Source organism: Pseudonocardia acidicola, assembly GCF_012911935.1.
GTDB classification, from domain to species: Bacteria; Actinomycetota; Actinomycetes; order Mycobacteriales; family Pseudonocardiaceae; genus Pseudonocardia; species Pseudonocardia acidicola.
The window spans coordinates 43647-58314 of the sequence record NZ_JAAXLA010000042.1 but is presented as its reverse complement, the minus strand read 5'-3'; the positions used below and the strand labels follow the sequence as shown (position 1 = coordinate 58314).

The following is a 14668-nucleotide window of genomic DNA, read 5'->3' as shown; positions in this document are numbered from 1 at the left end:
CCGTAGCCCCCCGCACGTCGCCCCTTCTCCCCGCGAGTCGGCGCTTTCCGGAGGGCGAGTCGCCGGTTTCCGGTAGGGGAGTCGTGGTGTTCCGGCCGACGGCCGGGGCCGCCGTCGCGGCGGTGGTGGCGGGGCCCGGTGCCGTTCGGGGCGTCCGCCCGCGGTCAGCGCGCGAACCGGGCCGCCACCGCCCGCGCCGCTGCCATCCCCAGCCCGCGCCGCCCGCCGGCCTGGACGTCGAGGATCGCGAGCAGCAGCCGGGCGTCGGCCGACTTCGGCCGCGGCGCCGCGCACTGCCGGCACGCGCCGGGGCGGTGCCCGATCACCCGGCCCACCGCGGCCGCGAGTCCGCGCGCGTAGTGCGGCCGCAGCACCCGCACCCCGGCCGCCCGGATCTCCTGGGACGCGTTGCCGGGGGCGTAGCCGCGCCAGGCTGCGGTGAGCATGGGGAGGTCCTCGGCGCTGTCGCCGACGGCGAACTCCACCGGCCCGCCCAGCAGGTCCACGAGCGCGTGCACCCCGGCGAGCTTGCCGGTGCCCGCGTCGACGATGTCGGTCTGGTGCGCGCCGGTGATCACACGCAGCCCGCGCGGGTCCGCCCCGGCCTCGGCGACGGCGCCGTCGACGTCGTGCGCGGACACCGGTCCGCCGCCGGCGCGGCGGACCCGCACGCTGTGGCGGTAGGCGTCGTCGACGCTGACGCCCGGCCGGGCACGCAGCGCGATCCGCAGCCGGTCGAGCACGGCCAGCCGGTCGGGGCCCAGCAGGCTGACGGTGGTGGCGGTGTCGTGCCGGTAGGCGACGGCCCCGTACTCGGCCACCCCGCCGGCCAGCCCGTACGCCGCGCAGCGCGCCCAGACGTCGGGCAGCGACCGCCCGGTCACCGGCACCGGCCGGAAGCCGTGCCGGGACAGCGCGTGCACCGCGCGCAGCGCCGTCGGCGTGGTGATCGGGAAGCCGAGAGCGTCGGACTCGACGACGCCGTCGAGGTCGAGTGCGCACAGCGGGCCCGCCGCCACCGGCGGAGCCGGGTACAGCCGGGTCAGGTACCGGCGCACGGCCCGGCTGCAGGCCGCCGCGTCGGCCGGCCGGCCGGTGATCGGGTCCTGCAGGTGCACCAGCTCGTAGAGCAGGTAGGCCTCGGCGCCGCCGGCCGGTCCCGCGCGCAGGGCCTCGTCGATGTCGTCGTCCGGCCCGCCGGGGGCGGCCCCGGCCAGGTCGTAGCGTGCGTCGTAGGACGCCCGGTCGGTGTTGGCGAACGCCTTGGTGTCCGGGTCGGTCTTGCGCAGCCGGCCGTCGCCGTCGCGGTACCAGTGCGACAGCGACGTCGCCCCGTCGATGACGGACGGCCGGTCGGGCCGGCACAACCGGCGGGCGGCCGGGTCGAGCACGGGCTGGCGCAACAGCAGCCCGGCCCGGCCGAAGCCGCGGGCCGTCAGCCGCGCGGCCAGCTCCCACACCGGCTGCTGGCCGTTCATCCGCAGGCTGCGGTCGGTGACCGCCGGCAGCGCCGCGGCCCGGGTGTGGACGTGCCGGGCGATCTCGGCCGCGTCGGCCGCGGTCGGCGCGGTGAGCCGCTGCTCGGGCGCGGGTGTCGCGCGGTAGACCAGCCCGTCGCGGAAGCCGTAGGTCGGCGCGACCAGCCCGGACAGCGCGGCGGCCACCGCGATGGCGTGCCGCCCCAGGTAGCCCTGGCCGCTGCCGGCGACCTCGACGAGCCGGCTGCGGCCGTCGACATCGACGGCGTAGGTGACCGCGAGGTGCCCGCGCTCGCCGCTGCTCGGGGTGGGGGAGAGCTGCCGCACCGTGAGCAGCGGGGCGGGGAGGCCGAGCAGCTCGGCCAGGGCCGCCCGCACGGCCGCCGGGTCGAGCTGCCGATGCACCGCCCAGTGCCGGTAGGGCAGCGTCTCGGCGGGCAGTGCGGTGAGTCCCGCGGGCGGGTCGTCACCGAACAGCGGAAGCAGCAGGACCGGTCGTGGCGCGCCGTGCCGGGCCAGCAGCGCGATCGTCTTGCGGTAGGCCGACCCCGTGTTGGGCGGGTCGTCGACCACGGCCACGGTGGCGCCGGCCGCGACCGCGGTGCGCAACCGGTGGCCGTCGCCGGGCAGCAGCAACCGGCTGGGGCGGACGGTGAGCGCCGACGCGGGCGTGCCGCGCCGGCGCAACTCCGCGGCGACCAGCGGCGCGAGGTAGCTGCCCGAGGTGCGGATCCCGACGATCACGCACCCGCCCACGGCGCGGTCCGGGCGGGCGAGCAGGCGCTCGGCGAGCGCGCCCATGTCGGCGGGGGCCAGGTCGAAGCTGCGGAAGCAGGACGGCATGCGCAGCAGCTCGCTGCGCAGCGCGGGTGGCAGGTCCCCGGCCTCGGCGGCCAGCCGCCGCACCGTGAGCTGCAGCCCGGTGGGGCCCGGCGCGTACGCATCGCGGTGCCGCTCTCCCGGTGCCCCGGCGGCGGCCACCGCGTCGGCCAGCAGGTCACGCACCCGGCGCGCCTGCTCACACCAGCGCAGGGCCCGGCGGTTGCCCGGGGGCAGCCTGCGCACGGTCTCGAGCCCTTCGGCCAGCAGTCCCGCGAGGTGTCGCGGGCCGCCGCCGAGCATGCCACCGGCGCGGCGCAACGACAGCACGTCGCGTTGCAGGTGGTCCTCCACGATCTGCACGGCGCCGGCGGCGAGCAGGAAGGCGTCCAGTGCATCGTCCGCGTCGGTGCACCGGACCAGCCGGTCGACGAGCTCGGGGAGGTCGGCCAGCAGGTCGGTGACCAGCAGCGCGTCCGGCGGCGCCGCGCGGGCCCCCACGGTCGGGCTGAAAAGACCGTGATCCCGGTCGGTCCGCGCGGGCATGGGCGCACGCTGCCAGCCGGGCCGTTAACGGTTGGCAAAGTGGCGGTGAACCCGTCGGCACCCGTTCGGACGAGGCGACGAACGGTCGGACGAACGGTCGACGAGGGGCGCCGGAGGGCGTTCAGGGGAGCTTGGTGGCCAGCACGTCGAGCTTGCGGATGTGGGGCTCCGCGGTGAACAGCTCCGCGGAGCGCCCCATCAGGGCCTGTGCGACCTTCCCCTCGAGGTGTGCCTGCCGGCCTGCTTCGTCTGCGAACACGTCGAAGATGCCGTAGGTCGAGTCGCCCAGGCGGACGGCGAACCAGGCCATCGTGCCCGGCTCCTCGTCGACCAGCGCCTTACCGTCCTGCAGGAACTGCTCGATGTCGTTCTCCTTGCCCGGTCGGGCCGTCATCGTCACGAGCAGCCCGACGGTGGGGTTCGCGGCCATGCTGGTTCCCTTCGGCGATATGACGGAGCCGCCAGCGTGGCGGGACGCCGTGGCGCGCCGCTTTCGCCCGCCGGGGCCAAAGCGCGGCACGACCCTCACCCCCCCAGCACGAAGAACACCGCCGGCCTCGACAAATCCGGTCGAAGGGAGTGCGCTGGTGCGCGTGAAAGCCGATACTGGGTCGATGCCGCGCCGGCTGAGCACTCGGGGCGTTGTCCGGACGAGTCCCGGGTGACCTTGATGGTCGCCGGAATCGTGGGCACCTCGCAGACACGGGAGCAGCTGTCCTCGCTCCGTGCGCTCGTCGTAGTGGGCATGATGATGTTCCGTGGGGGCGGTGCCGAGGAGATCCTCCGCCTGGCCATGACGTCCGTGCCCTCGTTGTGCCGTGGCTGGACACACGCGATCCACCTCGTCGACGGTGACGACCTGCAGCCGTCGGTGGTCGGAAGCCCGCGGCCCCCGGATCCGGCGCTGTTCGACCTGGCCGGCGCCGAGGGGCCGGTGCCGGTGGAGGGCGCGGCCTGGGGCCGGGCTCTGCCGCTGTCGGGCTTGGGCCGCAGCCGCGGCTACCTGGTGGTCGGCGCCGACGGGGAGCCCTCGGAGGAGGAGCGCTTCCTGCTGCGGGTACTCGCCGAGGAGGCCGGGGCGGCGCTGGCCACCGCGGCCCTCGTGGCCGAGCAGCAGCTCCAGGCCGATGAGCTGCGCCGGTTGAGCGACCGGCTGGCCGGGGCGAACGCCCAGCTCACCAAGTCCGTCAGCGACCTGGAGCGCCGGAGCGCGGTGCACGAGACGCTGAACCGGGTACCGGCCACCGGTGATCGGGCGGCCGGCATCGTGGCGGCCGTGCACGAGCTGACCGGGCTGCCGGTCGTCGCGGAGGACCGCTTCGGCAACGTGCTCGCGTGGTCGGGGCCCAGTCGCACGAAACCGGTTCGCAAGGTCTCCGCCCGGCAGCGGGCCGATGTCCTCGGCCGCGCGCAGCGCGACGGGCGCCCGGTCCGCGACCGCGATCGGCTGGTCGCGCTCGCCCAGCCGCGCGACGCGGTGCTCGGCGTGCTGAGCCTGATCGATGCGGAGCGCACCGCCGGTCCGCACGAGGTGCTCGCCCTCGAGCTGGGCGCGACGATGCTGGCGATGGAGCTGGCCCACCGCCAGGGCGTGGCCGAGGTGGAGCTGCGGCTGCGCCGCGACCTCGTCGAGGACCTCATCTCCGGCACCGACGAGGACGGCGCCGTCACCCGGGCCCGGGCGCTGGGTGTCGACCTGCACCGCTCGCACCGGGTCGTCGTCGTGCGCGGCCGGCCCGGGATCGGGGACGAGGCGGTCGCCAACGCGGTGCTGCACGCCGCCCGCGGCCTGGACGCCGGGTCCTTGATCGCCCGCCGGTCGGGGTCGGTGATCCTGCTGGCGAACCGCCCGGCCGGCTGGGGCGACGAGCACCGTTGGCACGAGATCCACGCGGCGGTCAGCCGGCACCTGCGTTCCTCCGCGGTGTCGATCGGCGTCGGCGGGCACTGCGAGCGCCCCGCGGACTTCCCGCGTTCGTGGCAGCAGGCCGAGCGTGCGCTCGCCATCCGGCAGCGGTCCCGCAACCCCGAGGGCATCACCGCCTACGAGGATCTCGGCCTGTACCGGGTGCTCAGCGACAGTGACGGGGACGCCGAGGTCGACCGGTTCGTGCGGGAGTGGCTGGGCGCGCTGCTCGACTACGACACCCAGCACCACTCGGAGATGGTGCGGACGCTGTCGACGTATCTGGACTGCGGCGGGAACTACGACGAGACGGCCGCCGGGATGTCCATCCACCGCAGCACGCTGCGCTACCGGCTGCAACGTATCCGTGAGGTCAGCGGATTCGATCTCGGCGACGTCGACCACCGGTTGAACCTGCATGTCGCGACGCGCGCGTGGAACCTGATGGCGGAGCCGGGCTGACCCGCGGCGGCCGGGGTTTGCCGGCCCGGCCCGGCCGATCCCCGGTGGTGGTCCGTCCTGACGGATCGACCGCGCCGACCAGCGTTGGCTCCGCCGGGACCAGGTAGCAGCCTCGTGCCGCCCGCACCATCGGTCGATGACCGAGTGGATCGATCGGGCGGCCTGTCGCCAGTTCGACGCGGAGCTGTTCTTCCCGGTGGGTTCCGGCGCTCCCGCGAAGCGCCAGACAGCACGGGCGAAGGCGGTCTGTGCGTGCTGCCAGGTGACCGCCGAGTGCCTGGATTTCGCGCTGCGTAACGGCGAGGTCGACGGCGTCTGGGGCGGCCTCGACGCCGAGGAACGCCGCGCACTGCGCAACGGTCGACCTGCGGGGGCGAAGTCCGCCGACGAGGTTGCATCCGTGGGACCGATACCGCACGGCGGCGGCGCTGCGACGGTGGGCTGAGCTCGGTCGTGCCGAGCGGCCGCCGAGCACAACCAATACTGCTGGAGGCCCGCTGTGACACTCATGCGATTCGATCCGTTCCGTGAGCTCGACCGGCTTGCCGAGCAGGCTCTGCACACCGGCGCCCGGGCCCTGCGCAGCATGCCGATGGAGGCCCTGCGGCGCGGCGACGAGTTCCTGATCTTCCTGGACCTCCCGGGTGTGCTGCCCGACGACGTCGACGTCACCGTCGAACGCAACGTGGTGAGCATCCGGGCCACCCGGGCACCGCAGCGTCAGGAGGGCGACGAGGTCATCGTCGACGAGCGGCCCTACGGCCAGTTCGCGCGGCAGCTGTTCCTCGGCGAGAACCTCGACCCCGGCCGGCTCTCGGCCGATCTGGAGAACGGGGTGCTGAACCTGCGGATCCCGGTCAGCGAGCAGAGCAAGCCGCGCCGGGTGCCGCTGGGCGGGCAGCCCACGGCCACCACCGCCGACACGTCCGGCGCCGGCGCGTCGGACACCGCCAACCAGCAGTCGACCGAGCAGTCGACCACCGTCTGATCCGGAGGTCACGATGACCGAGCAGCCGAGCTCCCCAACCGGGGCGACATCCGGTCCGGCCGCGAACAGCGCGGCCGTACCGGGCGCCCGGGCTCCCGCCGAGCAGCGGCCCCGGCGGGCGATCGCATCCTTCTTCAGCTACGCCGAAGCCGAGCGGGCGGTGGATCGGCTGGCCGATCTGGACTTCCCGGTCGAACGGGTCGCCATCGTCGGACGTGACCTGCAGATGGTCGAGCAGGTCACCGGCAAGATGACCCTCCTCAGGGCCATCTGGCGCGGGGCCCTCAGCGGCGCCATTCCCGGCGTCCTGATCGGCTGGATCTTCGGACTGTTCAACTGGATCAACCCGCTGATCTCCGCCGTGCTGCTCGCGCTGTACGGGCTGATCTTCGGCGCGATCGTCGGCGCCATCATCGGCGGGATCGTCTACGCGGTGCAGCGCGGCGAACGGGATTTCGCATCGGTCACGATGATGCAACCCCAGCACTACGACCTGGTTGTGGACGAGGAGGTCGCCGACGAGGCGGCCCGGCTGCTCGGCATGGGGGTGTGAGGAGATGGCCAGGGCGGCAGGTATCGACCTGGGCACGACGAACTCGGTGATCGCGGCCTGGGAGGGCGGCGAGGCGCAGGTGATCCCGAACGCGGAGGGGTCCCGGACCACTCCTTCGGTGGTCGCCTTCACCGAGAACGGTGAGCGGCTGGTGGGCCAGTTGGCCCGCCGGCAGGCCATCCTGAACCCGAAGGGGACGATCTACTCGGTCAAGCGCTTCATGGGGCGCAAGTACGAGGAGGTCGAGGAGGAGGCCAAGCAGGTCACCTACGACGTCGTGCCCGACGAGAACGGGAACGCGCGGATCAAGGTCCGGGACAAGCTGTACGCCCCGGAGGAGATCAGCGCGCTGATCCTGCGCAAGCTCGCCGACGACGCCGGGCGCAACCTCGGTGAGAAGGTCACCGAGGCCGTGATCACGGTGCCGGCCTACTTCAACGACGCGCAGCGCACCGCCACCCGCGACGCCGGCCGGATCGCCGGCCTCGAGGTGCTGCGGATCATCAACGAGCCGACGGCGGCGGCGCTGGCCTACGGGATGGACAAGCGCCAGCACGAGACGGTGCTGGTGTTCGACCTCGGTGGCGGCACGTTCGACGTCAGCATCCTCGACGTCGGCGACGGCGTCGTCGAGGTACGGTCCACCTCGGGTGACACCCACCTCGGTGGGGACGACTTCGACCGGCGGATCGTCGACTACCTGGCCGATCAGTTCCAGAAGGAGAACGGGATCGACCTGCGCCAGGACCCGCAGGCGCTGCAACGGCTGTACGAGGCCGCGGAGCGGGCGAAGATCGAGCTGAGCTCGGTCACCCAGACCCAGGTCAGCCTGCCCTTCATCACCGCGGACGCGACGGGCCCCAAGCACCTGACCGCGACGCTGAACCGCTCGACGTTCGAGCAGCTCATCGCCGACCTGATCGAGCGCACGATGGGTCCGGTCAAGCAGGCGATGTCCGACGCCAAGATCAGCGCGGACGACATCGACGAGGTCATCCTCGTCGGCGGGTCGACCCGGGTCCCGGCCGTGCAGAGCCTGGTCCGCCGGCTCACCGGCGGCAAGGAACCGAACATGACGGTCAACCCCGACGAGGTCGTGGCCGTCGGCGCGGGGATCCAGGCGGGCGTGCTCAAGGGCGACGTGCAGGACGTCCTGCTGCTCGACGTCACCCCGCTGTCGCTGGGTGTGGAGACCCAGGGCGGCGTCATGACCCGGCTCGTCGAGCGCAACACGACGATCCCGGCCCGGCGCAGCGAGACGTTCTCCACCGCGGCGGACAACCAGCCCGCGGTCGACGTGGTCGTCCTGCAGGGCGAGCGGGAGCGGGCGGCGGACAACCGGGTGCTCGGCCGGTTCCAGCTCACCGGCATCCGGCCGGCCCCGCGCGGCGAGCCGCAGGTCGAGGTCACCCTGGACATCGACGCCAACGGCATCCTCAACGTCACCGCGCGGGACAAGGACACCGGCGCCGAGCAGGGCATCACGATCTCGGAGAGCTCGAACCTGGACTCGAGCGAGATCGACCGGATGGTGACCGAGGCCGAGCGCAACCGGTCCGCCGACCAGGCGCTGCGCCAAGAGGTGGACGCCCGCAACGAGCTCGACCAGATCGCCTATCAGGTGCAACGACGGCTCGACGAGCTCGGCGACGCCGCGCCCGCACACGAGCGGGCCAGGGCCGAGATGCTCGTGGCCGACGCCCGGCAGGCGGTGCAGGACCAGGCGCCGCTCGACCGCGTGCGCGAGCTGACCAGCGAGCTGCAGCAGGTGTTCGCCGGGTTGCAGGCCGCCTCGGCCGGCGCCGGTGCGGGTGCCGCAAGTGGTGGTCCGGCCGGCGGCGCGGCGCGCGAGCCGAGCAGTGGCGACGACGACGTGATCGACGCCGAGTTCGATCGCAGCTGAGGTAGGCCCATGACTGAGCAGCTGCCGGAGCAGAGCTCGGGGACCCCGCGTCACCCGGCCCAGTCGGAGTCTGACCGGCAAGAAACGGTCCGACAGGCGCCGGAGCAGCAGGGCCCCGAGCGGGAGCAGCCGCACGCCGGGGTGGTCGCCGATCCGGGGCCGGCGGCCGCCCCGGTGGATCGGGCCGGGGAACCGGCCACCCCGGCCGACCGACCTGATGCCGCCGAACTCGAGGACCGGTGGCGGCGCGCCGCCGCCGACCTGGACAACATGCGCAAGCGCTTCACCCGGGAGGTGGGCCGCGAGCGCGCCGCGGAGCGGGCACGCGTGGCGGCGGCGTTCCTCCCGGTGCTCGACACGATCGACCTCGCCCTGGAACACGCGGGGGCCGACCCGAAGTCCATCATCGAGGGCATCCGGGGGGTCCGTGACCAGGCGGTGGCGATCCTGGCGCGGCTGGGTTACAGCCGCCAGGACGAAGCGGGCGTGCCGTTCGACCCGGCTCGGCACGAGGTGGTCGGCGTCGTCGAACCCGACGCCGCCGGCGCCCCGCCGGGAGCGGTCGTGACCGTCGTCCGGCCGGGGTACGGCGCGCCGGAGCAACAACTGCGTCCGGCCGCGGTGACCGTCGCGCAGTCGTCCGGCTGATCGGCGGTGATCACTGATGGCCCGTGACTACTACGAGGTGCTCGGGGTCTCCCGGGACGCGGACGCCGCGGAGCTGCAGCAGGCCTTCCGGCGCCTGGCCCGGGAGAACCATCCCGACGTCAACAAGGACCCCGCGGCCGAGGAGCGGTTCAAGGAGATCAACGAGGCGTACAGCGTTCTCGAGGACCCGGAGAGCCGGCGCAAGTACGACCGCTTCGGGGAGAACTGGCGCCACGTCCCGGACGACTGGGAGGAACGCGTCGGTGCGGGTGCGCGGGCCGGTGGTGGCTTCGGCGGCGGGTTCCGCGGCCGCGGCGGCGGGTTCCGCAGCGGCGGCTACGGCGCCGGGTTCGGCGACACCGGCGGTGGCGTCTACGAGGGATTCGAGGGCATCGACATCGAGGACCTGCTCGGTGGGATGTTCGGCCGCCGGGGCCGGACCGGGCCGGTGGCCGGGGCCGACCAGGAGGCCGAGCTCCCGCTGACCGTCGAGGAGGCCTACCGCGGTGGACGCCGCGGGGTCACCCTCAACACGGCGAGCGGCTCGCGCAACTACACCGTCAACATCCCGGCCGGGGTCACCGACGGCCAACGGATCCGGCTGGCCGGTGAGGGTGGCCGGGGACTGGGCGGGGGCCCGCCCGGCGACCTCTACCTGATCGTCAAGTTGATCCCGCACCCGCGGTTCCGGGTCGAGGGCCGCGACATCACGACCGACCTGCTGCTGGCGCCGTGGGAAGCGGCACTGGGCGGCACCGTCCCCGTCACCACCCCCGGCGGCGAGACGAAGGTGACCGTTCCGGCGGGTTCCTCGACCGGGCGCCGGTTGCGGCTGCGCGGGGAAGGTATGCCCAACCAGCACGGCCGCCCCGGCGACCTGTACGCCGAGATCAAGATCGTGGTGCCCCCGCGGCCCACCGATCGCGAGCGTGAGCTGTTCTCCGAGCTCGCCGCCACCTCCACCTTCGATCCCCGGCGCGGGCAGACCACCCGCGGCGACACCACCAGCGGGGAGGAGCCGGGCGGCGACACGAAGCGCGGCGGTAGACGCGGTGGTTCGCGCCGGCGCAGCGCCGGCGCGAGCGGCGGCACCGACTCGACATGAAGGGCGAGTGAACGATGACTGTCCACTATCCGCCCGTTCGACAGCGGACCGGCCTGAGCCAGGACGAGTTCGCCCGCCGTAGCGGCCTGCATCCGGATCTGCTTCGCCGCTTCGTCGCGCTCGGTCTGGTCCAGGCCACCCGCGGCCCGGGCGGCGACCTGATCTTCGCGACCAGCGAGCTGCCCAGGGCGGCCCGCATGCAGCGGCTGCGGGCCGGCCTGTCGCTGAACTACACAGCGCTGGGGCTCGTGATGGATCTGCTCGACCGCATCGAGTCGCTCGAGACCGACCTGCGCCACATCCCCAGCCACATCCCCAGCCACACCCCCAGCCACATCGCCCGGGCACGGAGCGTGACATGGACCTGAACCGTCTGACCCAGATGTCCCAGCTGGCCTTGCAGGCCGCACAACAACTCGCGATCCGCGCAGGGCACACCGAGGTGGACGGCGAGCACCTGCTGCTCGCGCTGCTGGAACAGCCCGACGGCCTGGTACCCCGGCTGCTCAGCGGGATGGGCGTCGACGTCGACGGCCTGCGGTCCGCGCTCGAGGCGGAGCTCGCGCGCAAGCCGCGCACCACCCGGCCGGCGGCCCAGCCGGGCCAGATCTCGGTCACCCAGCGGCTGGCCCAGGTGCTCGACGCCGCCGAGCGCGAGGCCCGGCGGATGAAGGACGAGTACGTCTCCGTCGAGCACCTGCTGGTCGCGCTGGCCGAGGAGGGCCAGCGCAGCGCCGCCGGGCGGCTGCTCGCCCAGTACGGCGTCACCCGGGACAGGTTCCTGCAGGAGCTGACCAGGGTGCGCGGCAACCAGCGGATCACCTCGGCCACCCCGGAGGGGACCTACGAGGCGCTGGCCAAGTACGGCCAGGACCTTGTCGAGGCCGCCCGGGCCGGCCGGCTGGACCCGGTGATCGGCCGCGACGCCGAGATCCGCCGGGTGATCCAGATCCTGAGCCGCAAGTCCAAGAACAACCCGGTGCTGGTGGGCGACCCGGGCGTCGGCAAGACCGCGATCGTCGAGGGCCTGGCCCAGCGCATCGTCAACGGCGACGTCCCCGAGGGCCTGCGCGACCGGACGATCTTCGCCCTGGACATGGGGCTGCTGGTGGCCGGCGCGAAGTACCGCGGCGAGTTCGAGGAGCGGCTGCAGGCGGTGCTGTCGGAGGTGAAGGCCGCCGAGGGCCGGATCCTGCTGTTCGTCGACGAACTGCACAACGTCGTCGGCGCGGGCGCCGCCGAGGGCGCGATGGATGCGGGCAACATGCTCAAGCCGATGCTGGCCCGCGGCGAGCTGCACATGATCGGGGCGACCACCCTCGACGAGTACCGCCGCCACATCGAGAAGGACGCCGCCCTGGAGCGCCGGTTCCAGCCGGTGATGGTGGACGAGCCCAGTGTCGAGGACACCATCTCGATCCTGCGCGGGCTGCGCGAACGGCTCGAGGTGTTCCACGGTGTCCGCATCCAGGACAACGCCCTGATCGCGGCCGCGACGCTGTCGCACCGCTACCTGACCGACCGGTTCCTGCCGGACAAGGCGATCGACCTGGTCGACGAGGCGTGTGCCCGGCTGCGCACGGAGATCGACTCGATGCCCGCCGAGCTGGACGAGATCACCCGGCGGGTGATGCGGCTGGAGATCGAGGAGGCCGCGCTGGCCAAGGAGGACGACCCGGCCAGCGTCGCGCGCCTCGACCAGCTGCGCAAGGAGCTCGCCGACCTGCGCGCACAGGCCGATGCGATGCGCGCGCAGTGGGAGGCCGAGCGCCAGGCGATCAAGCGGGTGCAGGAGCTGCGCGCCGAGCTGGAACAGGTGCGCCGCGATATCGAGGAGGCCGAGCGGCGCTACGACCTCAACCGGGCCGCCGAGCTGCGCTACGGCCGGCTGTCCGAGCTGGAGCGCAAGCTGGAGGCCGAGGAGCAGCGCCTCGCCGAGAAGCAGGGTGAGCACCGGCTGCTGCGCGAGGTCGTCACCGCCGAGGAGATCGCGGAGATCGTCGCGGCCTGGACCGGGATCCCGGTCTCCCGGCTCACCGAGGGGGAGCGGGAGAAGCTGCTGCGCCTCGACGAGATCCTGCACGAGCGGGTGATCGGCCAGGACGAGGCGGTCCAGGCGGTCAGCGACGCGATCATCCGGGCCCGGTCCGGGATCAAGGATCCGCGCCGGCCCACCGGGTCGTTCATCTTCCTGGGCCCAACCGGCGTCGGGAAGACCGAGCTGGCGAAGGCGCTGGCCGAGGCCTTGTTCGATTCCGAGGACAACATGGTCCGGATCGACATGAGCGAGTACCAGGAGCGGCACACGGTGTCGCGGTTGGTCGGCGCGCCGCCCGGCTACGTCGGCTACGAGGAGGGCGGCCAGCTCACCGAGGCGGTCCGCCGCCGGCCCTACTCGGTGGTGCTGTTCGACGAGATCGAGAAGGCGCACGCCGACGTGTTCAACACGCTGCTGCAGGTCCTCGACGACGGCCGGCTGACCGACGCGCAGGGCCGCACCGTCGACTTCCGCAACACCGTGATCATCATGACCTCGAACATCGGGTCGCAGTACCTGATCGACGGTGTGACTCCCGACGGGCAGCTGCGGGACGAAGCGCGGGAGCTGGTGCTGGCCGAGCTGCGCAGCCATTTCCGGCCAGAGTTCCTCAACCGTGTCGACGACACGGTGCTGTTCAAGCCGCTCACCCCGGCCGAGATCGAACGCATCGTCGAGCTGATGCTCGACGATCTGCGCTCGCGGCTCGAGGAGCGCCGCATCTCCCTCGAGGTGAGCGACGATGCCCGGCGGTTCATCGCCGAGCAGGGCTACGATCCGGTCTACGGGGCGCGGCCGCTGCGCCGGTTCATCGCGCGCGAGGTGGAGACCCGCATCGCCCGGGCGCTGCTACGTGAGGCGGTTCCCGACGGGGCGACGCTCCGCGTCGAGCTCAAGGGTGACGAGCTCGTGATCACGCACACCGAACAGACGGTGGGGGCGCAGTCATGAGCAGTGGTGCCAGCGGCACCGGCACGGTGCGTAAGAGCGTGGTCACCTGCCCGCACTGCGGGCGGCGCAACCGCGTCCCGGCGGCCGCGGACAGCATCCCGAAGTGCGGCAACTGCCACAACCCGCTGCCCTGGATCGTCGACGCCGGCGACGACGACTTCGCCGAGATCGCCGAGCGGTCCCCGGTGCCGGTGGTGATCGACATGTGGGCGACCTGGTGCGGCCCGTGCCGCATGGTCAGCCCCGCGCTCGAACAGCTCGCCATCGAGCGGGCCGGTCAGATCAAGCTCGTCAAGGTGGATGTGGACCGGTCGCCGCGGCTGTCGGCCCGGTTCGAGATCCGGGCGGTACCCACCTTGATGGTGATGCGCGGCGGCGAGGTGATCGCCCGCCAGCCGGGAGCGGCGCCGGTGCACGTGCTGCGCAACTGGCTCGACGAGGCCCTCGGGGCCACCGGGCAGAGCACCGCCGCGAGTGGCCCGGACGGCAGCATCGCCGGCAGCAGCGACCGCCTCGGACAGGAGAACAGGTCATCATGAGCACCCTGAGCGAGCGCCTCTGGCAGTGGCCGTTGCGAGCCACCGCCGGCGTATACATCGTGGACTCCGGCCTCAACAAGTGGGGCGCGGACGGGGAGGCGGCGAAGCAGCTGCACTCGTGGGCGTCCGCCACCTACCCGTTCCTGAACAAGCTCGACCCCCAGCAGTTCGCGAAGCTGCTGTCGGCCGGTGAGGTGATGCTCGGCGGGATGCTGCTGACCCCGTTCGTGCCCGCCGGGGTGGCCGGGCTGGGGTTGCTGGGCTTCGGTGCCGGCCTGCTCGGGCTCTACTTCAAGACACCGGGGATGCGCCGCCCGGGCACGCCGTTCCCGACCCAGGAGGGCATCCCGCTGGCCAAGGACGCCTGGCTGGTCGGGATGGGCGCGGCCCTCGTGCTCGGGGGCAGCGACGGACCCGGCGCGACGGGCGCCGCGTGACGGCCGGAGTCCCGATCGGCGAGCCCTTCCCGGATCCGCACCTCGGCTGGATCCGGGACGTCGCGCCGCGGACGCCCGAGGGCTGCGAGGAGTGCCTGCGGATCGGGTCCCCCTGGGTCCACCTGCGACTGTGCCTGACCTGTGGGCACGTGGGGTGCTGTGACTCCTCACCGATGCGGCACGCGCGGGCGCACGCCGGCGTCGTCGGGCACCCGATCGTGCAGTCGTTCGAGCCCGGTGAGGACTGGCGGTGGTGCTACGTGGACGAGGTGTTCGTATGACTCCTGCAGACGTG

The 14668-nt window shown here is 73.1% G+C and carries 14 protein-coding genes; 12 read left to right on the top strand and 2 right to left on the bottom strand.

The features are described from left to right. Positions 1-164: 164 nt before the first annotated feature. Complete coding sequence (locus HF526_RS21170; protein WP_169383283.1) at positions 165-2843, bottom strand: HAD hydrolase family protein; 2679 nt, start codon at positions 2841-2843, stop codon at positions 165-167. Between the two features lie 121 nt (positions 2844-2964). Continuing rightward, a complete protein-coding gene (locus HF526_RS21165) occupies positions 2965-3273 on the bottom strand; it encodes a putative quinol monooxygenase (RefSeq protein WP_169383282.1) in 309 nt (102 codons plus the stop codon). A 240-nt stretch (positions 3274-3513) separates the two neighbouring features. Here HF526_RS21165 and HF526_RS21160 point away from each other — a divergent pair, with 240 nt between their 5' ends. From HF526_RS21160 to HF526_RS21105, 12 genes are all read left to right on the top strand, one after another. Continuing rightward, positions 3514-5211, top strand: coding sequence for a PucR family transcriptional regulator (locus tag HF526_RS21160; RefSeq protein WP_239028964.1), 1698 nt, complete (start codon positions 3514-3516; stop codon positions 5209-5211). Between the two features lie 136 nt (positions 5212-5347). Beyond that, on the top strand, positions 5348-5656 hold the full coding sequence (locus HF526_RS21155) for a WhiB family transcriptional regulator (RefSeq protein ID WP_169383280.1): 309 nt from the start codon (positions 5348-5350) through the stop codon (positions 5654-5656). 54 nt (positions 5657-5710) lie between these two features. Beyond that, positions 5711-6199, top strand: a complete 489-nt coding sequence (locus tag HF526_RS21150; RefSeq protein ID WP_169383279.1) for an Hsp20 family protein — start codon at positions 5711-5713, stop codon at positions 6197-6199. 13 nt (positions 6200-6212) lie between these two features. Beyond that, positions 6213-6752, top strand: coding sequence for a YflT domain-containing protein (locus tag HF526_RS21145; RefSeq protein ID WP_211177572.1), 540 nt, complete (start codon positions 6213-6215; stop codon positions 6750-6752). A gap of 4 nt (positions 6753-6756) precedes the next feature. Beyond that, positions 6757-8655 (top strand): molecular chaperone DnaK, encoded by a 1899-nt coding sequence (gene dnaK / locus HF526_RS21140; protein ID WP_169383278.1) that lies wholly within the window; start codon positions 6757-6759, stop codon positions 8653-8655. 9 nt (positions 8656-8664) lie between these two features. Next, positions 8665-9303, top strand: a complete 639-nt coding sequence (locus HF526_RS21135; protein WP_169383277.1) for a nucleotide exchange factor GrpE — start codon at positions 8665-8667, stop codon at positions 9301-9303. A 16-nt stretch (positions 9304-9319) separates the two neighbouring features. Next, positions 9320-10408, top strand: coding sequence for a DnaJ C-terminal domain-containing protein (locus HF526_RS21130; protein ID WP_169383276.1), 1089 nt, complete (start codon positions 9320-9322; stop codon positions 10406-10408). Positions 10409-10422: 14 nt separating this feature from the next. Beyond that, entirely contained in the window at positions 10423-10776 is a 354-nt protein-coding gene (locus HF526_RS21125) for a chaperone modulator CbpM (protein ID WP_169383275.1), read from the top strand. Next, positions 10767-13397, top strand: a complete 2631-nt coding sequence (gene clpB, locus HF526_RS21120; RefSeq protein WP_169383274.1) for an ATP-dependent chaperone ClpB — start codon at positions 10767-10769, stop codon at positions 13395-13397. Before HF526_RS21125 ends, clpB begins: the two co-directional genes overlap by 10 nt. Further along, positions 13394-13936 carry a thioredoxin gene (gene trxA / locus HF526_RS21115; protein WP_169383273.1) on the top strand — a complete coding sequence of 181 codons (543 nt, stop codon included), beginning with the start codon at positions 13394-13396 and terminating at the stop codon, positions 13934-13936. The genes clpB and trxA overlap by 4 nt, the downstream gene beginning before the upstream one ends. Further along, complete coding sequence (locus HF526_RS21110) at positions 13933-14373, top strand: hypothetical protein (protein ID WP_169383272.1); 441 nt, start codon at positions 13933-13935, stop codon at positions 14371-14373. Before trxA ends, HF526_RS21110 begins: the two co-directional genes overlap by 4 nt. Beyond that, entirely contained in the window at positions 14370-14654 is a 285-nt protein-coding gene (locus tag HF526_RS21105) for a UBP-type zinc finger domain-containing protein (protein WP_338051635.1), read from the top strand. Before HF526_RS21110 ends, HF526_RS21105 begins: the two co-directional genes overlap by 4 nt. Positions 14655-14668 lie beyond the last annotated feature (14 nt).

Bases quoted from the DNA above. Each gene is read 5' to 3' on its own strand.
- HF526_RS21170 (WP_169383283.1), bottom strand. From the start codon at position 2,843: ATGCCCGCGCGGACCGACCGGGATCACGGTCTTTTCAGCCCGACCGTG.
- HF526_RS21165 (WP_169383282.1), bottom strand. From the start codon at position 3,273: ATGGCCGCGAACCCCACCGTCGGGCTGCTCGTGACGATGACGGCCCGA.
- HF526_RS21160 (WP_239028964.1), top strand. From the start codon at position 3,514: ATGGTCGCCGGAATCGTGGGCACCTCGCAGACACGGGAGCAGCTGTCC.
- HF526_RS21155 (WP_169383280.1), top strand. From the start codon at position 5,348: ATGACCGAGTGGATCGATCGGGCGGCCTGTCGCCAGTTCGACGCGGAG.
- HF526_RS21145 (WP_211177572.1), top strand. From the start codon at position 6,213: ATGACCGAGCAGCCGAGCTCCCCAACCGGGGCGACATCCGGTCCGGCC.
- dnaK (WP_169383278.1), top strand. From the start codon at position 6,757: ATGGCCAGGGCGGCAGGTATCGACCTGGGCACGACGAACTCGGTGATC.
- HF526_RS21135 (WP_169383277.1), top strand. From the start codon at position 8,665: ATGACTGAGCAGCTGCCGGAGCAGAGCTCGGGGACCCCGCGTCACCCG.
- HF526_RS21130 (WP_169383276.1), top strand. From the start codon at position 9,320: ATGGCCCGTGACTACTACGAGGTGCTCGGGGTCTCCCGGGACGCGGAC.
- HF526_RS21125 (WP_169383275.1), top strand. From the start codon at position 10,423: ATGACTGTCCACTATCCGCCCGTTCGACAGCGGACCGGCCTGAGCCAG.
- clpB (WP_169383274.1), top strand. From the start codon at position 10,767: ATGGACCTGAACCGTCTGACCCAGATGTCCCAGCTGGCCTTGCAGGCC.
- trxA (WP_169383273.1), top strand. From the start codon at position 13,394: ATGAGCAGTGGTGCCAGCGGCACCGGCACGGTGCGTAAGAGCGTGGTC.
- HF526_RS21110 (WP_169383272.1), top strand. From the start codon at position 13,933: ATGAGCACCCTGAGCGAGCGCCTCTGGCAGTGGCCGTTGCGAGCCACC.